This window comes from Glycomyces sp. NPDC047010 (assembly GCF_040644205.1).
Taxonomy (GTDB): Bacteria; Actinomycetota; Actinomycetes; order Mycobacteriales; family Micromonosporaceae; genus Glycomyces.
Window position 1 is genome coordinate 1 of sequence record NZ_JBEYVY010000012.1, and the last position, 24,999, is coordinate 24,999.

Annotated in this window: 17 protein-coding genes; 8 read left to right on the top strand and 9 right to left on the bottom strand. The window is 70.6% G+C overall.

Going from position 1 to position 24,999, the window contains the following annotated elements; genetic code table 11:
• Positions 1-111 precede the first annotated feature (111 nt).
• The 3 genes from xylA to AB0A65_RS22230 are packed head-to-tail and all read right to left on the bottom strand — an operon-like array spanning position 112 to position 5,006.
• Positions 112-1,284: a xylose isomerase gene (xylA, locus tag AB0A65_RS22220; RefSeq protein WP_359953953.1), complete on the bottom strand. Its 1,173-nt coding sequence runs from the start codon at positions 1,282-1,284 to the stop codon at positions 112-114.
• Positions 1,285-1,297: 13 nt separating this feature from the next.
• Complete coding sequence (gene xylB / locus AB0A65_RS22225; protein ID WP_359953955.1) at positions 1,298-2,704, bottom strand: xylulokinase; 1,407 nt, start codon at positions 2,702-2,704, stop codon at positions 1,298-1,300.
• A gap of 4 nt (positions 2,705-2,708) precedes the next feature.
• The gene (locus AB0A65_RS22230) at positions 2,709-5,006 is read right to left on the bottom strand and encodes a TIM-barrel domain-containing protein (RefSeq protein WP_359953957.1); all 2,298 of its coding nucleotides are present in this window, start codon (positions 5,004-5,006) and stop codon (positions 2,709-2,711) included.
• A 227-nt stretch (positions 5,007-5,233) separates the two neighbouring features.
• Here AB0A65_RS22230 and AB0A65_RS22235 point away from each other — a divergent pair, with 227 nt between their 5' ends.
• The gene (locus tag AB0A65_RS22235; protein WP_359953959.1) at positions 5,234-5,704 is read left to right on the top strand and encodes a DNA starvation/stationary phase protection protein; all 471 of its coding nucleotides are present in this window, start codon (positions 5,234-5,236) and stop codon (positions 5,702-5,704) included.
• Between the two features lie 77 nt (positions 5,705-5,781).
• Here the strand turns inward: AB0A65_RS22235 and AB0A65_RS22240 are convergent, their stop codons facing one another.
• Positions 5,782-7,200 (bottom strand): endo-1,4-beta-xylanase, encoded by a 1,419-nt coding sequence (locus AB0A65_RS22240; protein WP_359953960.1) that lies wholly within the window; start codon positions 7,198-7,200, stop codon positions 5,782-5,784.
• A gap of 171 nt (positions 7,201-7,371) precedes the next feature.
• Positions 7,372-10,188, bottom strand: a complete 2,817-nt coding sequence (gene leuS / locus AB0A65_RS22245; RefSeq protein WP_359953962.1) for a leucine--tRNA ligase — start codon at positions 10,186-10,188, stop codon at positions 7,372-7,374.
• Between the two features lie 322 nt (positions 10,189-10,510).
• Here leuS and AB0A65_RS22250 point away from each other — a divergent pair, with 322 nt between their 5' ends.
• The 5 genes from AB0A65_RS22250 to AB0A65_RS22270 all read left to right on the top strand — a co-directional run bounded on the left by AB0A65_RS22250 (position 10,511) and on the right by AB0A65_RS22270 (position 18,908).
• The gene (locus AB0A65_RS22250; RefSeq protein ID WP_359954317.1) at positions 10,511-11,512 is read left to right on the top strand and encodes a MoxR family ATPase; all 1,002 of its coding nucleotides are present in this window, start codon (positions 10,511-10,513) and stop codon (positions 11,510-11,512) included.
• A 2-nt stretch (positions 11,513-11,514) separates the two neighbouring features.
• Positions 11,515-12,759: a DUF58 domain-containing protein gene (locus tag AB0A65_RS22255; RefSeq protein WP_359953964.1), complete on the top strand. Its 1,245-nt coding sequence runs from the start codon at positions 11,515-11,517 to the stop codon at positions 12,757-12,759.
• A complete protein-coding gene (locus AB0A65_RS22260) occupies positions 12,756-15,116 on the top strand; it encodes a DUF3488 and transglutaminase-like domain-containing protein (protein WP_359953966.1) in 2,361 nt (786 codons plus the stop codon). The genes AB0A65_RS22255 and AB0A65_RS22260 overlap by 4 nt, the downstream gene beginning before the upstream one ends.
• Before the next feature lie 10 nt (positions 15,117-15,126).
• Positions 15,127-16,869: a DEDD exonuclease domain-containing protein gene (locus tag AB0A65_RS22265; RefSeq protein ID WP_359953968.1), complete on the top strand. Its 1,743-nt coding sequence runs from the start codon at positions 15,127-15,129 to the stop codon at positions 16,867-16,869.
• 311 nt (positions 16,870-17,180) lie between these two features.
• Positions 17,181-18,908, top strand: a complete 1,728-nt coding sequence (locus AB0A65_RS22270; protein WP_359953970.1) for an HD domain-containing protein — start codon at positions 17,181-17,183, stop codon at positions 18,906-18,908.
• A 57-nt stretch (positions 18,909-18,965) separates the two neighbouring features.
• On the opposite strand, the gene AB0A65_RS22275 is transcribed toward AB0A65_RS22270, so the two are convergent.
• The 4 genes from AB0A65_RS22275 to AB0A65_RS22290 form a co-directional block, all read right to left on the bottom strand.
• Positions 18,966-20,552, bottom strand: a complete 1,587-nt coding sequence (locus AB0A65_RS22275) for a ubiquinol-cytochrome c reductase cytochrome b subunit (RefSeq protein ID WP_359953972.1) — start codon at positions 20,550-20,552, stop codon at positions 18,966-18,968.
• Positions 20,549-21,670 (bottom strand): Rieske 2Fe-2S domain-containing protein, encoded by a 1,122-nt coding sequence (locus AB0A65_RS22280; RefSeq protein WP_359953974.1) that lies wholly within the window; start codon positions 21,668-21,670, stop codon positions 20,549-20,551. The genes AB0A65_RS22275 and AB0A65_RS22280 overlap by 4 nt, the downstream gene beginning before the upstream one ends.
• Complete coding sequence (locus AB0A65_RS22285) at positions 21,667-22,476, bottom strand: c-type cytochrome (protein ID WP_359953975.1); 810 nt, start codon at positions 22,474-22,476, stop codon at positions 21,667-21,669. Before AB0A65_RS22285 ends, AB0A65_RS22280 begins: the two co-directional genes overlap by 4 nt.
• Before the next feature lie 187 nt (positions 22,477-22,663).
• The gene (locus AB0A65_RS22290; protein ID WP_359953977.1) at positions 22,664-23,278 is read right to left on the bottom strand and encodes a heme-copper oxidase subunit III; all 615 of its coding nucleotides are present in this window, start codon (positions 23,276-23,278) and stop codon (positions 22,664-22,666) included.
• A 263-nt stretch (positions 23,279-23,541) separates the two neighbouring features.
• On the opposite strand from AB0A65_RS22290, the gene AB0A65_RS22295 reads away from it, so the two are divergent.
• Positions 23,542-23,931 (top strand): hypothetical protein, encoded by a 390-nt coding sequence (locus AB0A65_RS22295; protein WP_359954319.1) that lies wholly within the window; start codon positions 23,542-23,544, stop codon positions 23,929-23,931.
• Positions 23,924-24,985: an anthranilate phosphoribosyltransferase gene (trpD, locus tag AB0A65_RS22300; RefSeq protein WP_359953979.1), complete on the top strand. Its 1,062-nt coding sequence runs from the start codon at positions 23,924-23,926 to the stop codon at positions 24,983-24,985. The genes AB0A65_RS22295 and trpD overlap by 8 nt, the downstream gene beginning before the upstream one ends.
• Positions 24,986-24,999 lie beyond the last annotated feature (14 nt).

Here is a 24,999-nt window from a genome sequence, read left to right on the forward strand (position 1 = left end):
AAAATATTGGGTTTAGTTTTTTCCTGCTGTTTCCTTCGGGATTGGGGGGGGGGGGGTCGCGCTGGGCGCGGGGCGCGGGCCCCCCCCCCCCGGTTCCGTGTCTGGAAGTGTTTAACGCACGCCGTAGAGGTGCTCCAGCGCGAGCTGGTCGAGCGCCTCGAAGGCCATGCCCTTGGCGGCGAGGCCCTCGACGTCGACGTCGACGGTCTTCAGGTCCGCCCAGGTCTCGCCCTCGCCCAGGGTGGGGACGGCGAGCTGGTCGACGCGGGCGGCCTTGAGGGCCTCCTGCACCTCGGGGTCGGCGCGGAACGCGGCGACCTTCTCCTTGAGGATCTTGTAGTTGCGCATGCACGCGGCCGCGGAGACCCACACGCCCTTGTCGTCCTCGGTGCGCGGGGGCTTGAAGTCGAAGTGGATGGGGCCGTTGTACTGGCCCTTGGCGATGCCCTCCTCGACGGCGTCCACGACCCAGAAGGCGCCGCCGACGTTCCCGGCGCCGAAGCGCAGGTCCTGGTCGTAGCGCGGACCGGTCTGGCCGTTGAGGTCGATGTGGTAGAGCTTGCCGTGCCACAGGGCCTGGCGGATGCCCGCGGCGTAGTCGAGCCCGGCCATCTCCTCGTGCCCGATCTCGGGGTTGATGCCGGTGAGCTCGGGGCGCTCCAGCTCGTTGATGAACGCGAGCGCGTGGCCGAGGGTCGGCAGGAGGATGTTCCCGCGGGGCTCGTTCGGCTTGGGCTCGATGGCGAACCGGAGGTCGTAGCCCTGCTCGACGACGTAGTCGCCGAGGACGTCGAACGCCTCCTTCATGCGGGCCATCGCGGACTGCACGTCCTTGGAGCCGCCGGACTCGGCGCCCTCGCGCCCGCCCCACGCCACGTAGATCTCGGCGCCCAGCTCGGCGGCGAGGTCGATGTTGCGCATGACCTTGCTGATCGCGAAGCGGCGCACGTCGCGGTCGTTGTGGGTGAAGCCGCCGTCCTTGAAGACCGGGTGGCTGAACAGGTTCGTGGTCGCGGTGGTGACCTTGAGGCCGGTCTCGTCCAGGGCCTTGCGGAACGCGCCGATCTTGGCGTCGCGCTCGGCGTCGGTGGCGTCGAAGGGGAACACGTCGTTGTCGTGGAAGTTCACGCCGTAGGCGCCGATCTCCGCGAGCTCGCGGACGGCCCGGTCGGCGGCCATGTCGGCGCGGGTGGCCGAGCCGAAGACGTCCTGAGCCGCCCAGCCGACCGTCCAGATGCCGAAGGAGAACTTGTCCTCGGGCACCGGTGCGTACTTGTCGGTCATGATCGTTCCTTTGCTATTGGTGCTTTTCCCAAGAGGCGGTTTCGTTCCTCAAGGTCGCGTACTGCTCGGACACGGAGGAGGCGGTGCCGGTGAGCCGCTCCGTGTCCCCGTTCTTCCACTGCGGCGGGTTGTCGCGGCCGAACAGGGCCCAGGCCGCCTGCTTGGCGGCGCCGAGGGCCACGTACTCGGCCGAGGGAGGGACTTCCACGTCGACGCCGAACACGGTGGGGGCGATCCGGCGGACGGCTTCGGAGGCGGCGGCGCCGCCGATGAGGAGGACGCGGCGGGCCTCCAGCCCTTGGGCGCCCATCGCGGCGAGGCCGTCGGCCTGGGCCGAGAGCATCCCTTCGACGGCGGCGCGGGCGAGGCCGGCGCGGGTGGCGCCGGTGGTGATCCCCGAGAGGACTCCCGTGGCGTGCGGGCGGGCCGGGGTGCGTTCGCCGTCGAGGTACGGCAGGAGGGTGAGGCCCCCGGCGCCGGGCTCGGCGGCCAGCGCGAGCGCGTCGAACTCCGCGGGACTCAGAGGCTCAGTGTCCACACCGAGGAGGGTACGGAACGTGTCGAGGACGCGGGCCGCGTTGAGCGTGCAGACCAGCGGCAGGAACCGGCCGGTGGCGTCGGCGAACCCGGCGACGAGCCCCGAGGGGTCGTCGGCGGGGACGTCGGAGACGCCGAAGACGGTGCCGGAGGTGCCGAGGGAGACGGCCACGTCGCCGGGGCCGAGGCCCAGACCCAGTGCGGCCCCGGCGTTGTCGCCGGTGCCGGGGGCGACGATCGCGCCCCAGGGGGTGCGGCCGACAGCTTCGTTCGGTCCGGCGACGCGCGGCAGCACGAGTTCGCGGCCGAACGCCTGGACGAGCCGCTCGGTGACGTAGGCGCCGGTGTGCGGGTTCCAGTAGCCGGTGCCCGAGGCGTCGGAGCGGTCGGTGGTCGCGTCGGCGGCGGTGGCGCCGCGGAGCTTCATGGTGAGCCAGTCGTGCGGGAGCATCACCGAAACGGTTTTCGCCGCGTTCTCCGGCTCGTGCTCGGCGAGCCAGGCGAGCTTGGTGGCGGTGAAGGACGCGGCGAGGACCAGGCCGGTGTCGGCGGCCCACGCCTCGGGGCCGCCGTGCTCGGCGGTGAGCCGCTCGGCCTGGGGGGCCGAGCGGGTGTCGTTCCACAGCAGTGCGGGACGGACGACCTGGTCGTCGGCGTCGAGCGCGACCATGCCGTGCTGCTGCCCGGCGACGGCCACGGCGTCGGCGCGTTCGAGCAGGCCCCGCCCGGCTTCCTGGAGGGCGTCCCACCAGGCTTCGGGCGGGCACTCGGTCCCGTCCGGGTGGGCGGCCTTGCCGGAGTCGACGATCTCGCCGGTCTCGGCGTCTACAAGGAGGACTTTGGTCGACTGCGTAGAGGAGTCGACTCCGGCGACAAGGCTCATGTTCCTACTTACGCTCCAGCTCGGCCTTCGCGGGCGCGCCCGCAACATCGATGACGCTCACATTAGCGATGTCGGCCGGGCCGGTCGAAACCAGGGTCACCGAAGTTTCAGAAACTTTTTCGATGACGATGGTCGTGTCGCCGTCGACGTCGGAGATCGTGATCCCCTCGGCCGGGGCGCCCCACACTTCGAGGGTGATGCCCGCGAAGGGCTCCTCGCCGATGGTCGGGCCCGGCTCGACGCGGGGGATGACGGCGCCGTAGCGCACGAACACCGGGAAGGTCTCCAGGTCGTGCTTGGTGTCGATGAAGCGGCCGCCCTCGTGGACCTCCTTGGTCCAGAAGTCGATCCACCGGCCCTTGGGCAGGTAGACCTTCCGCTCGCCCGACGGGTCGTTCACGGGCGCCACGAGGAGGTCGGTGCCGAGGCGGAACTCCTGGTCGGCGGTCCACGAGATCGGGTCGGACGGGTCGTCCACGTTCAGGGCGCGCAGCACCGGCTCGCCGGTCCGCGACGCCTTCACGGCGGCGGTGTACAGGTACGGCGCGAGCGAGTAGCGCAGCTTCAGCGACTCGATGGCGAGGCGCTCGGCCTCCTTGGAGAACTCCCACAGCTCGCGCGTGGTCGTCCCGTGGTAGCGCAGCAGCGGCGAGAGCGCGCCGAACTGGGCCCAGCGGATGTACAGGTCGTCCGTGGGGGTGCCGTTGAAGCCGCCGGTGTCGTGGGACCAGAACGGGACGCCCGACAGGCCGTGCGAGAGGCCGCCGCGGATGGTCCCGCCCAGGCCGGCCCAGGTGGTCTGGACGTCGCCGGACCACTGCGCGGAGTGGCGCTGCCCGCCGAGGAACGAGGAGCGGGCCCACACGAGCTCGTGCCCGTTGACCTCGCGGGTCACGTCCACGACGGCGTCGTTGTAGAGCAGGGTGTACACGTTGTGCAGCTCGGTGCCGGTCATCCCGTTGTGCGCCACCGCGTCGGCGGGCACGCCCTCGGCGAAGTCGGTCTTGTAAAGCGCCGCGCCGGCCTGGAGGGGGCCGCGCAGGAGGCCCTTCCACCACTCGACGGCGTCGGGGTTGGTGAAGTCGACGATGCCGCTGGCCTGGTGGGAGCCGTGCCAGACGTCGGCCACGTAGGTCTCGCCCTTGGCGTTCTTCAGGAAGTACCCGTGCTCGTCGCCCTCGGCGAACACCGGGGACTTGTGGGAGATGTAGGAGTTCATCCACAGGCAGACCTTGAAGCCCTGCTCGGCGAGGTCGGCGAGCATCCGCTCGGGGTCGGGGAAGTTGTCGCGGTCCCACCGCATGTCGGACCAGTGCGGCTCGTGCTGCCAGAACGTGTCGAGGTGGAGCACGTCGCAGGGGATGCCGCGCTCGCGGATCTTCTTGGCCCGCTCCATGACCCGCTCCTCGTTGTCCACGAAGAAGCCCGAGGAGATCCAGGTGCCGAGGGCCCACTTCGGGGGGAGCGAGGGGCGGGAGGTGAGGCCGTCGAAGCGGTCGAGGACCTCGGCGGGGGCGCCGCCGATGACGAAGTACTCCAGGGCGTCGTCGGGCACGATGAGCTCGACGGCCGCGTGGGTCTGCTGGGCCATGTCGAACTCCACGGGGGCGCCGGAGTTGACGAGGACGCCGTAGCCGCGGTCGGACATGTAGAACGGCACGTTCTTGTAGGCGCGGATCGACTCGGAGCCGAACGCGTCGAAGTTCCACATCAGGGGCCGCTGGCCGCGCGCGTTCAGCGGGGCGAACCGCTCGCCGAACCCGGCGTACGCCTCGTCCGGTGCGGCCGTGAAGGACTCGTGGAACGCGACGGGCTTCCCGTCGACCAGGGAGCGGCCGAACGGGAGGGTCCGCAGGCGCCCGGAGATGTCCTCCTCGCCGGGGTTCTGGGCCACGAGGGTCTTTCCGGCGGCGTCGGTGTACCGCAGGGACCAGGCGCCGAGGGTCGCGACGGCGCGCACGGGCCCGGCATCCACGACGACGGTGCCGTCTTCGACGGTGACCTTCGCGCCGTCGTAGCTCCCGGCGTGGACGAGCTCGATGATCTTCTCGGCCGCGGGCCGGGCGGCCGGGTCGGCGGCCAGGCGGGTGCGCACGACGCCCTCGGCGACGGCCGCGACGGAGACGTACAGCTCCTCCCCCGCGCTCGTGGCGGCCTTGAGGAGGACCGAGTCGGCGCCGGTCTCCACGACCTCGGCGCTCGTGACGGACGACAGGCCCTGCTCGCCGTTGGCGCGCTGGGGCAGCTCCGGGGGGTCGGCGACGAAGAACTCGCGGGCGACCAGCGGCGGGCGGTAAGGCATTCGTAGCTCCTGCTCGTTCAGGGTGCGGACGGCGGCGGCCGGGCCGGGGACGGCACGACACGCATTAGTTTATCGACTAGCCCAACAAATTGCGAGCCGGGGAGGCGGCGCATCCGGGCGTCCTCCGCGGGCCCCGAGCCGTCGAGTTTCGCACCGGGCGAGCCGGGGAAGACTACGATCTGCTTGTCAATGCCGGAACCGACTGCTGCTCTGCGAGGTGCACCGATATGTCGACCGTCCGCTCCAGCCTCTCCGACGAGAACCGCGACACGACCGCCAAGGCGCTGCAAGGCGCGCTGGTCGACCTCATCGACCTGTCGCTGGTCGGCAAGCAGGCGCACTGGAACGTCTACGGCAAGAACTTCCGCTCGCTCCACCTCCAGCTCGACGAGATCGTGCTGTCGGCGCGCAACGCCGCCGACCTGGTGGCCGAGCGGGCGATAGCGATCGGCGTCAGCGCCGACGGCCGCGCGGCCACGGTCTCGGAGACCTCCTCGGTCCCCAAGATCCACGACGGCACGATCTCCGACACCGAGGTCGTCTCGCTCATGATCGACGCCTACACGGCGATCATCGCGAACATGCGCGAGCGCATCGAGACCACCGAGTCGGCCGACCCGGTCTCGCAGGACCTCCTCATCGGCATCACCGCCGAGCTGGAGAAGCAGTCCTGGATGTTCCAGGCGGAACTGGGCTGACGCGCAAGGCTTCGCGGCCGGGGCCCGGACGGATGCGTCCGGGCCCCGGCCATTTCTCTGCGAAGAGGGAGCGGGGTCTATGCGGGTGTGCAGGTCACCGTCGGGACCGAGGCGGTCGCCCCGTCCGGTTTGGTGATGTTGAAGCCGAACGTCGTGGACTGGCCCGAGGAGAGCGTCCCGTTGTACGCGACGTTCGAGCCGGTCACCGTCGCCCCCGTCAGGCTCCCCTGGATGCTCCAGGCGTTGGAGATCCGCTCGGAGCCCGGCCAGGTCCATGTCACCGTCCAGCCGGTGAGGTTCTGGTTGGCCTTCACCGTCCCGGCGTACGTGGCGCCGGTGTTCCAGGGGCTCTGGACCGCGAGGGTCGCGGTGCAGCCGTTCCCGGAGGGCGGCGGGGTGGTGGTGCCGGGGGTGGTGGTCGGGTTGGTGACGGGGCCGCCCCAGGCGTTCAGGACCGAGGTGTACGCGGGCTTCTTGGAGAAGTCGTCGTTGAACAGCAGCGGCGCCCCGTAGCCGGGGAAGACGCCGGGGACCCAGGAGTCGCCGTCGCGCAGGCCCCACACGGTGATGCCGGAGCAGTCGGCGAGGTTCTTGCAGATGTTCGCGATCCGCTGGTAGTCGCTGGCCTGCTGCGCGAGCTTCGTGGAGTCGGCGGGCGTCTGCATGCGGATGTCGAGCTCGGTGATGCGGACCTTCAGGCCCAGGTTCACGAAGCGCTGGAGGTTCGCCTCCATGTCGGAGGGCACCTGCCCGAGGATGAGGTGGGCCTGGAACCCGACGCCGTCGATGAGGCCCTGGCTGTTCAGGCCCTGGGCGATCGAGTAGACCTTGTTCGACTTGGCGTTGATGCCGTCGATCGAGTAGTCGTTGATGTAGAGGTCGGCGTTCGGGTCGGCCGCGCGGGCGGTCTGGAACGCGGTGGTGATGTAGCCTTCGCCGAGCTTCTGGAGCCAGAACGAGTCGCGCAGCGCACCGTTGGAGTCGCTGACGACCTCGTTCACGACGTCCCAGGAGTCCACCCGGCCCTCGTAGCGGTTGGCGAGGGTGTTGATGTGGTCGACCATCGCCGTTTGCAGCGCCGTGCCGGAGAGGTTCTGCACCCATGACGGGGTCTGGCTGTGCCACACGAAGGTGTGGCCGTGGACGGACTGGCCGTTGTCCTCGGCGAAGTCGACGATGGCGTCGGCCTGGGTGAACGTGTAGTTCCCGTCGCTGGGCTCGGTCGCGTCCCACTTCATCGCGTTCTCGGCGGTGAGGGAGTTGAACTCGGTGGCGACGGTGTTGCGGTAGGTCGCGTTGTTCTGGAGCAGGTTGTAGTTGACGGCGACGCCGATGTCCTTGTTCAGCGCGTCGGCGGCCCCGCGCAGGGTCGTCTGCTGGGCGGAGGCGAACTGGGTCGAGAGGCCGATGCCGAGCGCGGCGGTCGCGACGGTGACGACCCCCGCGATCACCGCCCGGCGCCGCCTTCTTGAAAAGTGCGGTCGGGTAAGCAGCACGAGGAGCTCCTCAAGGTGGTGCCGCGCCGTGAGGGAACGAGGCTGTCAGAAGGATGGGCCCGCGGGGGCGGAGCGCTCCCAACGAGGTGAGCACAGCCTAGCGTTTGCATAGATGTTGGTCAATACTCCGAGGGCGGGCCCGGAATCCCGGACCCGCCCTCGTCGCGTTCGCTACTTGGCGACGATCGAGACCATCTTGCCGGCCACCACGATGACCTTCTTGACGTCCTTGCCCGCCAGGTTCGCCGCGACCTTCTCCTCCGCCAGCGCGGCGGCCTTGACGTCCTCTTCGGAGGCGCCCGCGGCGACCTCGATGCGGCCGCGGACCTTGCCGTTGATCTGGACCGGGTAGGTCACGGTGTCCTCGACCAGGTACCGCTCGTCGGCCACCGGGAAGTCCACGTACGCGATGCCCTCGGTGTGCCCCATGCGCTCCCACAGCTCCTCGGCGATGTGGGGGGCGATCGGGGCGACCATGGTCACCAGGGCCTCGGCGGCCGCGCGGGGCACCGGGTTCAGGCCGGTCACGTGGTTGTTCAGCGTGATCAGCTTGGCGACCGCGGTGTTCATGCGCAGGTTCTCGTAGTCGTCGCGGACCCCGGCGACGGCCTTGTGGATCTCGCGCAGCGTCTCGGTGGACGGTTCGGCGTCGGCGACGGCGGTCTCACCGGTCTCCTCGTCGACGATGTTGCGCCACAGGCGTTGCAGGAACCGCTGGGAGCCGACGATCGCGCGGGTCTCCCAGGGCTTGGAGTCGGCCAGGGGGCCCATCGACATCTCGTACAGGCGGAACGTGTCGGCGCCGTAGGACGCGCAGATCTCGTCGGGCGTGACGACGTTCTTCAGGGACTTGCCCATCTTGCCGTACTCGCGGTTCACCTTCTCGCCCTTGTAGGTGTACACGCCGTCGGCCTGCTCCTCGACCTCCTCGGCGGGCACGTAGACGCCGCGCTCGTCGGTGTAGGCGTACGCCTGGATGTAGCCCTGGTTGAACAGGCGGCGGAACGGCTCGCGGCTGGAGACGTGGCCCAGGTCGAACAGGACCTTCTGCCAGAAGCGGGCGTACAGCAGGTGCAGGACGGCGTGCTCGACGCCGCCGATGTACAGGTCGACGCCGCCGACGTCCTCGGCGTCCTGCGGGCCCATCCAGTAGGACTCGTTGGCGGGGTCGGCGATCTTCTCCGCGGCCTTCGGGTCGGTGTAGCGCAGCTCGTACCAGGAGGACCCGGCCCAGTTGGGCATGGTGTTGACCTCGCGGCGGTACGGCTTGGGGCCGTCGCCCAGGTCCAGTTCGACCTCCACCCAGTCCTTGGCCCGGCCCAGGGGCGGCTCCGGCGCGGAGTCGGCGTCCTCGGGGTCGAAGGTCTTGGGCGAGAAGTCGTCCAGGTGCGGCAGCTCGACCGGCAGGTGCTCCTCGGTCAGGGCGACGGGCAGGCCGGTCTCGTCGTAGACGATCGGGAACGGCTCGCCCCAGTAGCGCTGGCGGCTGAACAGCCAGTCGCGCAGGCGGAACGTGACGGCCTTCTCGCCGCGGCCGTGCTCGGCCAGCCACGCGATGATCCGGTCCTTGGCCTCGGGGACGGCCAGGCCGTCCAGGAAGCCGGAGTTGACGACGGTGCCGGTGGTGCTCGACAGGACCTCCTGGCGGTCCCACTCCTCACCGTCCGAGACGACCTGGACGATCGGGATGCCGAAGGCGGTCGCGAAGTCGAAGTCGCGGCCGTCGTGGGCCGGGACGGCCATGATCGCGCCGGTGCCGTACCCGGCCAGCACGTAGTCGGCGATGAAGACGGGGACCGTCTCGCCGTTGACCGGGTTGGTGGCGTAGCCGCCGGTGAAGACGCCGGTCTTCTCCTTGGCGTCGGCCTGGCGCTCGACGTCGGTCTTGGCGGCGGCCTGGGCGCGGTAGGCGGCGACGGCCCCGGCGGGGGTGTCGTGGCCGCCGGTCCAGGCCGCGGGGGCGTCGGCGGGCCAGGTCTCGGCGGTCAGGGCGTCGACCAGCGGGTGCTCGGGGGCCAGGACCATGTAGGTGGCGCCGAACAGGGTGTCGGGGCGGGTGGTGAAGACCCGGATGTCCCCCGCGTAGGTCGCGAAGTCCGCGTAGGCGCCGGTGGACTTGCCGATCCAGTTGCGCTGCATGGACTTCAGGGACTCGGTCCAGTCCAGCCCGTCCAGGTCGGACAGCAGCCGGTCGGCGTACGCGGTGATGCGCATCATCCACTGCTTCAGGGTGCGCGTGTAGACCGGGAAGTTGCCGCGCTCGCTTCGCCCCTCGGAGGTGACCTCCTCGTTGGACAGCACCGTGCCCAGGCCCGGGCACCAGTTCACGGGCGCCTCGGTGACGTACGCCAGGCGGTGGTCGTCGATCGCGCGGCGGCGCTCGACGTCGCTCAGCTCGGACCAGGCGCGGCCGCCGGGGGCGGGGCGCTCACCGGACTCGAACGCGGCGATCAGCTCGCTGATCGGCCGGGCGCGATCGGCCTCGGTGTCGTACCAGGAGTTGAAGATCTGCAGGAAGATCCACTGCGTCCACTTGAAGTAGTCCGGGTCCGTGGTCGCGAACTCGCGGCGGTTGTCGTAGCCCATGCCGACCATGCGCAGCTGGCGCCGGTACCGGCCGATGTTCTCGGCGGTGATCTCGGCGGGCTGGCGCCCCGTCGCGATGGCGTACTGCTCGGTGGGCAGCCCGAACGCGTCGAAGCCCAGCGGGTGCAGCACGTTGTACCCGGCCATGCGCAGGTACCGCGAGTAGGCGTCGGTCGCGATGTACCCCAGCGGGTGGCCGACGTGCAGGCCCGCGCCCGACGGGTACGGGAACATGTCCATCACGAACTTCTTCGGGGCGCCGGCCCGCGGGTGGCCCGGCTCGGCCAGCTCCCCGGCCGGGTTCGGGGCGCGGAAGGTCCGCTCGGCCTCCCAGCGCTCCTGCCAGCGCGGTTCGATCGCGTTGGCCAGCTCGGCGTCGTAGCGGTGTGCGGGTTCGGTCATGGCTCGTCCTGTGGTCCGATGAGGCTCTGGGTTCGGTCGGCGTTCTCCGGGTACTGACCCTAGACAGCAAAAAACCCCAGACACGCTGGGGTGGCCGTGCTGGGATCTGTCCCGCACGGCTACGTAAGGAGCTCGAATCGCCGAGTCATGCCCCCCAGTGTAGCCGAGCCGCGCCCAGGTGGCACGGGACATAACGCTTGGGCGGGTCCGAGTAGGATGACCAGAACGCGGCGGATTCCGGTGCACGCCGCACACCCACCTCACCGACTCCCCAGGAGGACCGTTGACCTTCGAGTCGTCCCCCGAGAAGCCCGACGGCACGATGCCGCTCCAGAGCACGGCGCAGGCGGGGCAGGGTCCCGCACCGCTCTCGCCGCAGGAGTTCAAGGCCACGGCCGAGGGGATCCTGACGAACGTCGAATGGGTCATCGAGGGGAAGTCCCACACGATCAGGCTGGCGCTGGCGGTCATGCTCGCCGAGGGCCACCTGCTGCTGGAGGACGTGCCCGGCGTCGGCAAGACCCAGTTGGCGAAGGCCCTCGCGCGGTCGATCGACTGCTCCGTGCGGCGCATCCAGTTCACCCCGGACCTCCTCCCCTCGGACGTCACGGGCGTGAGCATCTTCGACCCCGAGAAGCGCGACTTCGTGTTCAAGCCGGGCGCGATCTTCGGGAACCTGATCCTCGGCGACGAGATCAACCGGGCCAGCCCGAAGACCCAGTCCGCGCTCCTGGAGTGCATGGAGGAGCGGCAGGTCACCGTCGACGGGAACACGTACAAGCTGCGCAGCCCGTTCATGGTGATCGCGACGCAGAACCCCGTCGAGATGGAGGGGACGTACCCGCTCCCGGAGGCGCAGCGCGACCGCTTCACCGCGCGCCTGGCGATCGGGTACCCGGACATCAACGCGGAGCTGGCGCTGCTGGACCGGCGCGAGGAGTACAACCCGCTCGACGCGCTGCGGCCGGTCGCCGACGCGGAGATGATCGTGCGGATGATCGCGGCGGCGCGCGCGGTGCACCTGGCGCCGGAGCTGAAGCGGTACGTCGTGGACCTCGTCGGGGCCACGCGCACGAACGCGCAGGTCCGGTTGGGAGCGAGCCCCCGGGCGACGCTCCAGCTGCTGCGCTGCACGCAGGTGCTGGCGGCGATGGACGGGCGCGACTTCGCGCTCCCGGACGACGTGCAGCAGCTCGCGGTCCCCGTGCTCGCGCACCGCCTGATCCCCACGACGGAGACCACGATGGGCGGCGGCGACACGAAGGCGATCGTCTCCGACATCCTCAGGCACGTCCCGGTGGTGTCGCACCCGGGGAGGTTCTAGGCGTGGAGCTCACCGGACGCGGCAAGACGCTGCTGGCGGTGAGTGTGGTCGTCGGCCTCACCGCCCTGGCGGTGGGCGAGGGCGACCTGCTGCGCGCCGCGGCCCTGGCCGCGATCGCCCCCCTCGGCGGGCTGTTCGTGCTGCGCTGGACGCGGCCGACGCTGGAGTCGAACCGGGTGCTCAACCCGGCGCAGGTGGAGGCCGGGCAGGCGACGCAGGTGCGCCTGGGCATCCAGAACACCGGCCGCAGCCGCCCCCCGGCGCTGATGCTGGAGGACCGCATCCCGTACCGGCTGGGGAACCGCCCCCGGCTGGTCCTGGAGCGGCTCGCCCCCGGCGCGCGGAGCGTCGTCAACTACACGATCACGCCGGGCTCGCGCGGCGCGTACGAGCTGGGGCCCTTGACCGTCCGCACCTCGGACCCGTTCGGCCTGGCCGTGTCGGTGCAGGAGTTCCCGGTGACCACGGAGCTGATCGTGACCCCGCGGATCCAGCCGCTGCGCAGCCTGCTGCTGCCGGGCGGCGCGGGCATGTCCTCGGGCGAGTCGGCCTCGCACACCGTGGCGATCACCGGCAACGACGACATCGCGATCCGCGAGTACCGCCACGGCGACGACATGCGGCGCGTCCACTGGAAGGCCAGCGCGCACCGCGGGCAGCTGATGGTGCGCCGCGAGGAGCAGCCGTGGGAGAACAACGCGGCGGTCCTGCTGGACGTGCGCCGCGGCGCCCACCGCGGGGAGCTGTCGAGCTTCGAGTGGATGGTGGACGCGGCCGCGTCGGCGACGGTGCGGCTCGCGCGCGACGGCATCGACCCGTGGCTGATCACCGCGCACCGCGACTTCGAGTGCCGCCAAGGCGATTACAGCCAGGCGATGCGGTACCTGGCGACGGTGGCCGCGGCCCCCGAGGCGCCGGTGGCCGCGATGGTCGAGAAGGCCCAGCGGGCCCGCTCGGTGTCCGGGATCGTCGCGTTCCTGGGGCACCTGACCCCGGAGGAGGCGGCCGCACTGGGCCGCCTGGCGCGGCGCGGCGGGCGCTGCACGGCCCTGGTCGTGGACCCGGTCCGGTGGATCCCGAAGGCGGCGTCGAGCCGCGTCGACCCGCGCGAGCAGGCGTTCGCGCAGCAGCACGGGCAGGCCGTGTCGACGCTCCAGTCGGCCGGCTGGCAGGTGGTCCCGGTCGTGGCCGGGACGGAGCTGCGCCGCGTGTGGACCCAGTTGAGCGCGTGGAGGACCCTCGCATGAACGGACAGCGCCACGCCACCGTCGTCGCGGCGGCCACGCTCGCCCTGACGCTGACGCCGCTCATCGGGATCTTCGAGGGCCTCGGCTGGATCTTCCCGGTGATGCTCACGATCGCGCTCATCGCCACGGCCGGGTCGCTCATGCGCGCGGCCGGGCGCGGCCAGGGCCTCCAGACGCTCGCGATGGGCGCGACGCTCGTCGTCATCCTCACGCTGGGGTTCGGCGACGGCACGGGCCTGCTGTTCCTCGTGCCGCTCCCGGCGACGTTCGAGCACTGGGGGGTCCTCGCGCAGGAGGGCGTGGGCGCGATCATCGTGAACTCGCCGCCGGTGGAGGCCACCGGCGGGATCATGTTCCTCACGGTGGTCGGCGTCGGCGTCGTCGCGATCCTCCACGACATGTTCGTGGTCGGCCTGCGCACGCCCGCGCTCGCGGGCCTGACGCTCCTGACGATGTACCTGGTGCCGGTGTCGGTGGCGCCGGAGGCCACCGCGTGGTTCTGGTTCATCCTCCCGGCGGTCGCGTACCTGTGGATCCTCGGCGACGACAACCTGAAGCGGGTGTCGGCGTTCGGGCACCGGTTCACGGGCGCGGGCCAGCTGGTCGGCCGCTCGTTCCCCTCGCCGATGGCGCGCACGGCGCGCTGGTCGGCGGCGGGGTTCATCGCGGTGGCGCTGGCGGTGCTGGCGGTCGTGCCGGTGAACACGTCGGGGCTGATCGACAACGTCGCCGATGGCATCGAGGGCGGCGAGTCGTACGGGCTCGGCGACGTCAACCCGTGGGCGCAGCTGTCGGGGTCGCTGACGCGGCCCGAGGCGGTCGACGTGCTGCGGGTGACCACTGACGACCCGAGCCCGCGCTACCTGCGGATGCACGTGCTGGACGAGCTGACCAGCGACGGCTTCGCGCCCAACGAGTACAACGGCACGCAGAACCTCGACGAGCTCCCCGAGCCCGAGGGCGACATGTACACCGCGCAGATCGAGAACCTCCAGCTGGAGGCGCCGGTGGTGCCGGTCTACGGGAGCCCGAACGGCCTCGACATCGACGGCGACTGGCGGGTCGACCCTGACACGGGCGTCATCGTCGGCGACGGCAGCGACATGGGCGACGTCGACGAGTACACGCTGCAGTACTCCGAGCCCGCGCCCGACGCCGAGACGCTCGCGGCCGCGGGCGGCATGAGCAGCGACGACGAGCGGTGGACCCCGAACACCGAGCACCCGGACGTGCCGGAGCTGACCGACATCGTCGCGGACGCGACCGCCGGGGCGACCACCGTCCACGAGAAGGTCCTTGCGGTGCAGCGGTTCCTGTCGGTGTCGAACGGGTTCCGGTACTCCCTGGAGACCATCGACGCGGGCAACGACGAGGCGGTCCTGGACTTCCTGGAGACCAAGCAGGGCTACTGCCAGCAGTACGCGGCGACCATGGCGTGGATGCTCCGCGAGGCGGACGTGGCCGCGCGCGTGGTCGTGGGCCTGTCGCAGGGCTCGCGCGTGGACGCGAACCAGTGGGTCCTGACCAGCCACGACTACCACGCGTGGGTCGAGGTCTACTACGACGGGCCCGGCTGGGTCACGTTCGACCCGACCCCCGCCGCGAGCGTCCCCGGCTCGGTGAGCTTCCCGTGGTCGAACGAGCCGAGCGACGCCGTGGACCCGGAGACCGAGCCGAGCGAGAACGAGGTCCCCACGGACGACCCGTCCGCGCCGGAGACCGACGCGTCCGGGCAGACGATCCCGCCGGAGGGCGGCGCGTCCGAGGGCCCGTCCGCTGACGCGGGCGCCGAGTCGGACGGCGGCGCCGCGCTGCCGTTCCACCCGGGCTGGCTGTCGCTCCTGCTGCTGCTCGCCGTGCCGTTCCTGCCCGTGCTGTGGCGCGGGGCGCTGCGCAAGCGGCGCCTGAACCCGCGGAACCTGACGGCGGCCACCGCGTGGGACGAGGCCATGGACCTGGCCCTCGACTACGGGGTGTCCATCCCGGACTCGTACACGCCGAGGCAGGCCGCGGGCGTGCTCGCGACGGCCGCGCCGAGCGCGCGGGAGGCCGCGAAGGCGCTCGGCTCGGCGATGGCCCTGTACCGGTACTCCCCCAGGGGCGCCGACCCCGCGGGGCTCGCGGACGCCTTGCGGGACCTGCACACCGCGCTCGACAAGACCTCGCCGACGCAGGCCAGGTACCGGGCCATGTTCTGGCCCGCGTCCCTGGTCGCGAAGGTCGGCGCGGGCCGCGCCGAGCAGTCCGCGCGGCTGTCTCGCCGGTCCGCGCGGACCACCGACCGGGTCCGGTCGGCACTGCGGCGCAGGCGACGCTCGAACAACCGCGACAAGCCGGGTGTCACAGGCCGCGCCTAGGGTTGCCGGTATGTACAGACGCGGCGGGTCGGGCGACGACGGCGGAGGGGCGGGCTTCACGCAGCCCGCCCTCGACAGCTTCGGCACCCCGCTCCGCGAGGTCACGTTCTGCGTGGTCGACCTGGAGACCACCGGGCTCGCCGCCGACGCGTGCGGGATCACCGAGATCGGCGCCGTCAAGGTCAAGGGCGGCGAGGTCGTCGGCGAGTTCTCGACGCTCGTCAACCCCGGCGAGTCCATCGACCCGCGCGTCACGCGGCTCACGGGCATCACCGACGAGATGGTCGCCGACGCGCCCGGCATCGAATCGGTGCTGCCGATGTTCCTGGAGTTCGCGCAGGGCGCCACGCTCGTCGCCCACAACGCGGGCTTCGACGTCGGGTTCCTGCGCCACGCCTGCGAGCTCACCGACACCCGCTGGCCCCGCCCGCCCGTCGTCGACACCGTGGTCCTGGCCCGGCGCCTCACCGAGAAGAGCGAGGTCCCCAACCGGCGCCTCGGCACGCTCGCGCGACTCTTCGGGTCCCCGGTGACCCCGAACCACCGGGCCCTGGACGACGCGCGCGCCACCGTCACGGTCCTGCACGGCCTCATCGAGCGGGCCAGCGGCCACGGCGTGGTCACCGACGCAGAGCTGGCCGAGTTCTGCCGCGCGATCCCCTCCGAGCTCCAGCGCCGCAAGCGCCACCTCGCCGACGGCCTCCCGCAGGGCCCCGGCGTGTACATCTTCCGCGACGCCGACGACCGGGCGCTCTACATCGGCGTCTCGGTGAACGTCGCCAGCCGCGTCCGCAGCTACTTCTCCGCGGCCGAGCAGCGCCGCCGCCTGCGCGACATGCTCGCCTCGGCCGAGCGCGTCGAGGTCGTCGAGTGCGCCCACCGGCTCGAAGCGGGCGTCGCCGAGCTGCGGCTCATCGCGGGCGGCAAGCCCCCGTACAACCGGGCGGCGAAGTTCCCCGAGCACCGCAGCTGGGTGCGCCTCACCGACGAGCCGTACCCGCGGCTCCAGGTCTCCCGCAAGCCCCCCGCGCCCGGCACGCCGCACCTCGGCCCGGCCTCGGGCACGCAGGCGCAGGCCGCGATCAGCGCCATCGAGGCGGCCCTGCCGATCCGCTCGTGCCGGACCCGCCTGTCCCCCAAGAAGACCTCCCCCACGTGCGTCCTCGGCGAGATCGGCAAGTGCGCCGAGCCGTGCCGCCACACGGTCACCGTCGAGGAGTACGCGGCCCTCGCCGAGCGCGCCGCGCGCGCCATGGACGGCGACCCGGCGCCGATCGCCGAGGCCGTGGGCGAGCGCCTCGCCGAGCTCGCCGGGTCCGAGCGGTTCGAGGCGGCCGCTGAGCGCCGCGACGAGCTCGGGGCCTACCTGGCCCTCGCCGCGTCCTCGCAGCGCGTCAGGAACTTCGTGGCGGCCGGGGAACTGGTCGCCGCGGGCCGCGCCAAGGGCGGCGGCTGGGAGGTCGCCGTCATCCGCTCGGGCATCCTCGCCGGGGCCGTGAAGACCCCGCCGCGCGCCGACCCCATGCCCTACATCGCGAAGCTCCGCGAGACCTCCCGCGTCGTCGCCCCCGCCGACGACGTCCTCGACGCCGCCCACGCCGCCGAGTCCCGCCTCCTCCTCGACTGGCTCGCCAAGCCCGAAGTCCGCCTCGTCCTCGTCGAGGGCACCTGGTCCAGCCCCCTCGCGGGAGCGGAGCGCTGGGACGGCGCCGTCCCCCACGACCCCAACCCCTGGCGCCGCGCGAACCCCTGACCGTCGCACCCATAGGGCACCTTTGAAGCCGGGGGCGGTCCACATCGTGAGATTGCCTCGCGAACGCTCCGCTGTCCCAAGCGAACCCACCGTTCCACCCCCCGGAACGGGGCCCGCGGCGCGAATCGGACGTGAGTCGTCTCGCATTCATTTGCGGCGCTTGAGGTTTCCGGCGGCACCTCCGCACGGGTACGCTGTGTCATCCGCCGGGAACGGCGGACCCGCCGAAATCCGACAGTGTCTAGTGTCGATTCTCTCCAGGAATCGTTGTACATCTAGAATGCGGTCAACCTTGGGCATCGGAGGCTAACATGTTGCGCGCATTGCTTTCGGCTACTCGGACTGCCAGACCTGACGACCCGTGGGACCTCGCGGGGAAGGTCGCGCAGCTCGAAGCGGCGCACCGCGCCCACTTCGCGCAGCCCGACATGCTCCTGGTCCGCCGCGCCTACCGCATCGCGGAGCAGATGCACCGCGGCCAGGCCCGCCGCTCCGGCGAACCGTACATCACCCACCCGATCGCGGTGTCCACCATCCTCGCCGACCTCGGCGTCGACACCCCCACGATCGCGGCCGGGCTCCTCCACGACACCGTCGAGGACACCCCGTACTCCCTCGAAGCGCTCCGCGGCGACTTCGGCGACGAGATCGCCGTCATGGTCGACGGCGTCACCAAGCTCGACAAGATCCACCTCGGCTCCGCCGCTGAGGCCGAGACGTTCCGCAAGCTCGTGCTCACGGCCGGGCGCGACATCCGCGTCATGATCATCAAGCTCGCCGACCGCCTCCACAACATGCGGACCATCAAGTTCAAGAAGCGCCCCAGCCAGATCCGCATCGCCGAGGCCACCCAGGACGTCCTCATCCCCCTCGCCGACCGCCTCGGCCTGTACGTCATCAAGCGCGAGCTGGAGGACATCGTCCTGGAGACCCTCCAGCCCGAGGTGTTCCAGCGCATCAAGGAGCACATCGGCTCCGACACCGACCGCAAGCGCCAGGTCGAGCACATCGCCCCGCAGGTGCGCCGGGCCCTGCGCGACTTCAAGGTGACCGCGCGCCTCCTCGACCGGCCCCGCCACCCGTACTCGGTGTACCGCGAGATGCAGAAGCACCCCGGCACCGGCCCGGCCGACCCGCCGCGCCTCGTCATCGTCGTCGACGGGCCCCTGACGGACTGCTACGCGGCCCTCGGCGCGATCCACCGCCTCTGGAAGCCCGTGGGCGGCAAGTTCCGGGACCTCATCGCCGCCAAGAAGTTCAACCTGTACCAGTCGATCCACACCGCGGTCGCCGGCCCGGGCGGCCAGCCCATCGAGTTCCTCATCCGCACCCGCGAGATGCACGAGACCGCCGAGGTCGGCATCGTCGCGGGCCTGCGCCAGACCGGCGGCGACCAGATGGAGATCCAGCTCCCCTGGCTCCAGCGCCTCCTCGACTGGCAGAACGAGGTCGCCGACTCCGGCCAGTTCCTCGACTCCCTCCGCTGCGACCTCGCCGACCAGGACATCCTGGTGTTCACCGGCGACGGCGAGCAGCTCACGGTCCCCAAGGCGTCCACCCCCGTCGACGTCGCCTACTGCTCCGGCCCGTCCAAGGGCCACCGCCTCATCGCCGCGTACGTCAACGGCGAGATCGCGCCCCTGGCGCAGTCGCTGCGCGACGGCGACACCGTCGAGCTCGTCCTCACCGCCGAGCAGCCCTACGGGCCCTCGAAGCAGTGGCTCGAACACGCCAAGACCCCCGAGGCCCAGCTCCACATCAACGACTGGTTCGGCGCCATCGACGACGGCGACTCCACCGGCGAGCTCCCCGTGATCCCCATGCAGCGCTTCGAGGACGAACTCAAGGCGGGCAAGAACCGCCTGTGGCGCTCCCTCATCGCCCGCGGCCGCGGCCTGGCGGGAGAGCAGCCCCTCCACGGCGTCGCGTCCTCCCTGGGCTACCCGGACCTCGACTCGCTCTATCTCGCCTTGGCCCGCGAGAAGCTCGACCCCGACGAGCTCGCCGAGAAGCTCATCACCACCGTCGACCGCTACTAGCGCGCAGAGCGAAGAACGGGCCCCGCCTTCCGGCGGGGCCCGTTCCCTATGTCTTGCTCAGTGCTTGCCCGACTCGATCTCCTCGTGCGACGACGAGGACCCGTTCTCGGAAGGCTCCTCGATCGACTTGAAGAAGCCCTTGTCCTGCGGCGGCAGCGCGCCGACGCGGTTCATCTTCTTCGGGACGACCCAGCCGTTGTACTCCAGCGCGGTGTGCCCGTGCTCGTCCGGCTCGGCGAGCGGCTGGTGCACCTCGTAGAAGCGGCCGTTCGGGTCGCGCATGAGGATGCCCGTCTCCAGGCCGTGCGCGAGGACCTCGCGGTCGTGCTGCTGAAGGCCCAGGCAGATCCGGTACGTCAGGTAGTACGCGATGATCGGCAGGACCACGATGCCGATGCGGCCGGCCCAGGTCATCGCGTTCAGGCTGATGTGGAACTTCTCCGCGAACACGTCGTTGCCGCCGGAGACGGCGCCGATGGTCCAGAAGACCACGATCATGACGCCGAGGCTGGTGCGGCCCGGGTTGTCGCGGGGGCGCTGGAGCAGGTTGTGGTGCCCGCGGTCCTTGGTGAACCGCCGCTCCAGCGCCGGGTACACCAGCGGGAGCAGCACCGACAGGCCCATGCCCGCGATCGCCGGCCAGAACACCGCCGGCAGCGTGAAGTACGGCGGTATCCGCAGCTCCCACGCCGGGAACAGGCGGATGAGGCCGTCCAGGTACATGACGTAGAAGTCGGGCTGCGAGGCCGAGGACACGACCGAGACCTCGTACGGCCCGAACAGCCAGATCGGGTTGATCTGGAACAGGCCCGCCATGGCGGCGACCACGCCCCAGATGAACAGCATGAAGCCGACCTGCTTCATGACGTAGTTCGGGAACATGCGGAAGCCGACCACGTTGTGCTCGGTCCGGCCCGGTCCGGGCCACTGCGTGTGCTTCTGCGCGAACACCAGGCCGACGTGGACCGTGATGAGCGCCAGCAGGATCAGCGGGAAGATGAAGACGTGGATGATGTAGATCATCGAGATCACGTCGGTGCCCGGGAACTGGCCGCGGAACAGCGCCGCCGAGGCCCACGGGCCGATGAACGGCACGGAGGCGGTCATGCCCTCCATGATGCGCAGGCCGGTGCCGGAGAGGCCGTCGTCCGGCAGGGAGTAGCCGAAGAAGCCCTCGAAGAAGCCGACCCAGAACAGCAGGATGCCGATCATCCAGTTCGTCTCGCGCGGCGCGCGGAACGCGCCGGTGAAGAAGATCCGGAGCATGTGCACGAGGATCGACGCCATGAACAGCAGCGTCGCCCAGTGGTGCATCTGCCGCATGAACAGGCCGCCGCGGGTCTCGAACGAGATGTCGAGCGCGGACTCGTAGGCCCGCGACATCTCGATGCCCTGGAGCGGCACGTAAGCGCCGTTGTAGGTCACCTCGACCATGGACGGCTCGAAGAACAGCGCCAGGAAGGTGCCCGAGAGCAGCAGCAGGATGAACGAGAACAGCGCGATCTCGCCCAGGAGGAACGACCAGTGGTCCGGGAAGACCTTGTTGAACAGGACCCGGGCCGGTCCGGCGAGCTTGAAGCGGTCGTCGAGCTCGCCGCCCGCCTTGGTCAGCAGGCTGTCACTGGAGCCTTTGCGGCGTTTCACTTCTCATCCTCCTCGGGGAGGGACGGGCGGTTCCAGAACGCCGGCCCCGGGGGCACCAGGAAGTCCGACGTGGCGGTGAAGAAGCCCTCGTCGTCGACGGTGATCGGCAGCATCGGCAGGTGCCGGGTCGCCGGGCCGAACACGGGGGCCGCGTTGTCCACCACGTTGAACTGCGACTGGTGGCACGGGCACAGGAGGCGCTGGCTCTGCTGCTCGTACAGCGAGGCCGGGCAGCCGACGTGGGTGCAGATCTTCGAGTAGGCCACGAAGTTGCCCCACAGGGCGTCCACGTCCTGGTACATCGGGTACAGGTTGCCGCGCAGGGTCGCCGCGTCGGTCTCCCGCAGGTGGATGAGCAGCGTCGGCGCGGTCGGGAACTGGTTCGTCGCGCCGTGGTCGATCGCCGGGTAGACGGTGATCTGGCCGCCGACGGAGACCATGTCGGGCCGCACGAGCGCCCCGTCCTTCATCATGAGGCGGATCGGGTCGCCGTCGTTGTACCGCTCGGAGTTCCAGCCGGTCACGGTGTACATGTCGCCCGGGTCCTTCAGCAGGGCGCCGAGCGGGGCGACGGCCGCGAGGCCGAGCGGCGCGGCGGCCAGCAGGGCCGTCTTCACGAGGAAGGGGCGGCGGCGCAGGCCCATGTCGTCGACGATGGTGTCCACGGTGGACTCGGCGATGCGCCGGTCGTCGTGGGACGAGCCGCCGTCGTGGCGGTCCTGGACCAGCTCCTCCACCGGGAGCAGCTTCTTCGCCCAGGTGAGCACGCCGACCGCGAAGAACAGCAGCGAGAACCCGAGGAAGAACCCGATGACCGGCGTGTACCAGGTCTGCGGGTCGCGCCAGGTCGCGGCGCCCTCGTACTCCCAGGGCCACCAGATGAACGCCACCACGAACAGCGTCGCGAACAGGCCCGAGAGCAGGAACAGGCCGCCGACGATGCGCTCCATGCGCTTCTCGGCCTTCGTGCCCGGCTTCGGGAATCGCGGCTCGTAGTGGATGATCTCGATGTCGTCGCGGCGCAGGCCCTCTTTGTAGACCTCGAAGCGCGTCAGCTTCGGGTCGGTGAGGTCGACGGGCTCGACCTCGTCACGGGCGCTGTCGTTGTGGGCACTCACGATTTACCTGCAATCCAGAGCGTGGTCAGCAGGAGCGCAGTCATGCCGACCAGGAAGATGGCCAGACCTTCGGTGGACGGGCCGTACCGTCCGAGGGTGAACACGCCGCCCGGGTCCTTGTCGTCGTTGACGATGTACTGGACGTAGGCGATGATGTCGGCCTTCTGCTCGGGGGTGAGCTCGTTGTCGGCGAACACCGGCATGTTCTGCGGGCCGGTGAGCATGGCCTGGTAGATCTCCTCGTCGGAGACGCCGATGAGCGCGGGCGCGTGCGCGCCCGAGGACAGGGCGCCGCCGCCGCCCGCGTAGCCGTGGCAGGACGAGCAGTTCACGCGGTACAGGTCGCCGCCCTCGCCGACGTCGGCGTTCTCCACGAGCGCCGCGAGGTCGTCGGGCACCGCGGCGCCGCCGCCGAGGTACTCGATGTAGGCGCCGAGCCACTCGGCCTCTTCCTCCGTGAACACGGGGTAGTCCGAGTCGGGGGCCTGGGCGCCCTGGGCGGCCATCGGCATGCGGCCGGTGTTCACCTGGAACTCGACGGCCGCCGAGCCGACGCCGATGAGGCTGGGGCCGCGGCCCTCGATGCCCTCGCCGTCGTCGCCGTGGCAGGAGATGCAGCTCGTGTCGTAGAGCTCCTGGCCCTTGACGACCTCGGAGTCGATCGCGTTGTCCTCGGCCTCCTGCGCGTACAGGCTCGGCGAGAACACCGAGTAGATCCCTCCGACGATGACCAGTGCGCCGGTGAACCTGGCCAGCGCGCCGAGGCGCTTGCGCCAGCCTCGGCGGCGTTTCGCTGATGCAGCCACGGTTGTTGCCTCACCTTTATCTAGCTCGGACCGGGCGGGGCCCCTGTCGGGGCTTTCTCGTCCGGCCGGCGGCCGCCTCCGGGGGGCGGCCGTCGCGTTTCTCGGTTGTGGCCCCGGCCGGGGGCCGGGGCTTGTTGCCTTGGGTCGCAGGCGCGTCCGGGTGGGAGGCGCGGGCGGCCGGTCAGTCTCAGTACTGGGCCATCGGAAGGAAGTAGATCACGGCGAAGAGCGCGATCCAGACCACGTCGACGAAGTGCCAGTAGTAGGACACCACGATGGACGCGGTGGCCTGAGCGGGAGTGAAGCGGCCCATCGTCGTGCGGATGAGGTAGACGATGAACGCGATCAGGCCGCCGGTGACGTGCAGGCCGTGGAACCCGGTGGTCAGGAAGAACATCGTCCAGTAGCCGTCGGCGGAGATCGAGTGCCCCTCGGAGACGAGGTTGCGGTACTCGTTGACCTGTCCGAGGACGAAGACCAGTCCCATGATGAACGTGACCGCGAACCACAGGCGCAGCTTGTACACGTCCCCGCGCTCGGCGGCGAAGACGCCGAGCTGGCAGGTGACGGAGGAGGCCACGAGGATCACGGTGAACACCAGGGCGTACGGGATCTCCAGGTGGTGGTACCCCTCCTCGTACATCGAAGGCGCGGCGGCCTGGATGGAGAAGTACATCGCGAACAGTCCCGCAAAGAACATGAGTTCGCTGCTCAACCACACGATGGTGCCGACACTGACGACATTGGGCCGGGTCAGTGAGTGGATTCGGCTGGGGTCGATAGTTGCTTCGGCGGCAGTCACGCGCACATTATTACGGTCCGGCGGCTTCCAGCTGCGCATGGGGTAGGTTTTCCGCGCGTGTCGCGCGGAGTAGGCTTCCAGCCTTCTCCCATCGTGTTCCCAGGTCATTCCCGGTTCGCCTACTGTAGGCACTGCCGAGGAGGGAAGTGGCCGCGCCGGTCTTCCCATTTCAGTGTGGCCCGTTTAATATGCGAAGCGTGAGTACCTCAACGGCTGAGTACGCAGTCCTCCTTTACAGTCATCGACCCGCGGTCATCGAACAGATGCGCTCGGCCATCGGCGAATCGCCGGCCGAGGGCGTCAGGATCGAGTACGCCGTCGCCGGAGAGTACGACGAGGCGGTGGCCCTCATCGACAAGTACGAGATCGACCTCGTGCTCCTCGACGGGGAGGCGCAGCCCGCCGGCGGCCTCGGGATCGCGCGGCAGCTCCGCGACGAGTTCGACGAGCCCCCGACGCTCGCGGTGGTGGTCGCGCGCGACGCGGACCGCTGGCTGGCGGCGTGGTCGCGGGCCGACGCGGTGCTGAAGCACCCTCTTAACCCCGTGACAACCGGGGCGACGGTTGTAGACTTGCTGGTCAACCGGGCATCAGGCTCGGCTCCGGCGCAGCGCGCCGCCTTATATTCCATCCCCGGGAGCGTTCATGTCTAGTCCGACCTGGCCCGATGTCCTCGCACGCCTGTCGAGCGGCGACCATCTCGACGAGGCCAGCGCCGACTGGGCGATGGCGGAGATCATGGCCGGGAACGCCGATCCGGCGCAGCTGGCGGCGTTCGCGGTGCTGCTGCGCTCAAAGGGTGAGACGCCCGAGGAGATCGGCGCCATCGCGGGCCGGATGCTCGCGGAGACGACCCGGCTGGACCTGTCGGACCTGGGCGTGGCGGTGGACATCGTCGGCACCGGGGGCGACGGCTCGAACTCGGTGAACATCTCGACGATGGCGGCGATCGTGGTCGCCTCCGCGGGCGTGCCGGTCATCAAGCACGGCAACCGGTCGGCGTCGTCGACCGTGGGCTCGGCGGACCTGCTGGAGGCGCTGGGCGTGGACCTGGACGCCACCGCGGAGCGGGTCGAGGCGTCGGTGCGCGAGGTGGGCATCGGGTTCGCGTTCGCGCGCACGTTCCACCCCGGGATGCGGCACGCGGGCCCGATCCGGGCCGCGCTGGGCATCCCCACGGTGTTCAACCTGCTGGGGCCGTTGACGAACCCGGGCCAGCCGCAGGCGGGCCTGATCGGCTGCGCGGACCCGGTGAAGGCGCCGCTGATGGCGCAGGTGTTCGCGGCCCGCGGGGCCTCGGTGTTCGTGGTCCGCGGGGACGACGGCCTGGACGAGATCTCGACGTCGGCGACGACGTCGGAGTGGATCGCCTCGGGCGGCCGGGTGTCGCAGGGCTCGATCGACGTGAACGAGATCGGCCTGGCGAACGCCGGGCCGGAGGCGCTGCGCGGCGGCGACATCGGTTTCAACACCGGTGTGGCGCGGCGTGTGTTCGCGGGCGAGGCCGGTCCGGTCCGGGACGCGGTCCTCATCAACGCGGCGGCGGCGCTGGCGTCCCGCCAGGGGCTCATCGACGGCGTGGACCTGCACGACGTGAAGATCCGCCGGGGCCTGCTGTCCGCGGGCCTGGAGGTGGCCGCCAAGGCCCTCGACGAGGGCAGGGCGGTGGACCTGGTGGAGCGCTGGGCGGAGTTCAGCAGGAAGTAGCAGACGGAAGCGGA

Excerpts from the sequence above, each read along its gene's own strand:
- xylA (WP_359953953.1), bottom strand. The coding sequence starts at position 1,284 with ATGACCGACAAGTACGCACCGGTGCCCGAGGACAAGTTCTCCTTCGGC.
- xylB (WP_359953955.1), bottom strand. The coding sequence starts at position 2,704 with ATGAGCCTTGTCGCCGGAGTCGACTCCTCTACGCAGTCGACCAAAGTC.
- AB0A65_RS22230 (WP_359953957.1), bottom strand. The coding sequence starts at position 5,006 with ATGCCTTACCGCCCGCCGCTGGTCGCCCGCGAGTTCTTCGTCGCCGAC.
- AB0A65_RS22235 (WP_359953959.1), top strand. The coding sequence starts at position 5,234 with ATGTCGACCGTCCGCTCCAGCCTCTCCGACGAGAACCGCGACACGACC.
- leuS (WP_359953962.1), bottom strand. The coding sequence starts at position 10,188 with ATGACCGAACCCGCACACCGCTACGACGCCGAGCTGGCCAACGCGATC.
- AB0A65_RS22250 (WP_359954317.1), top strand. The coding sequence starts at position 10,511 with ATGCCGCTCCAGAGCACGGCGCAGGCGGGGCAGGGTCCCGCACCGCTC.
- AB0A65_RS22260 (WP_359953966.1), top strand. The coding sequence starts at position 12,756 with ATGAACGGACAGCGCCACGCCACCGTCGTCGCGGCGGCCACGCTCGCC.
- AB0A65_RS22265 (WP_359953968.1), top strand. The coding sequence starts at position 15,127 with ATGTACAGACGCGGCGGGTCGGGCGACGACGGCGGAGGGGCGGGCTTC.
- AB0A65_RS22270 (WP_359953970.1), top strand. The coding sequence starts at position 17,181 with ATGTTGCGCGCATTGCTTTCGGCTACTCGGACTGCCAGACCTGACGAC.
- AB0A65_RS22295 (WP_359954319.1), top strand. The coding sequence starts at position 23,542 with ATGCGCTCGGCCATCGGCGAATCGCCGGCCGAGGGCGTCAGGATCGAG.
- trpD (WP_359953979.1), top strand. The coding sequence starts at position 23,924 with ATGTCTAGTCCGACCTGGCCCGATGTCCTCGCACGCCTGTCGAGCGGC.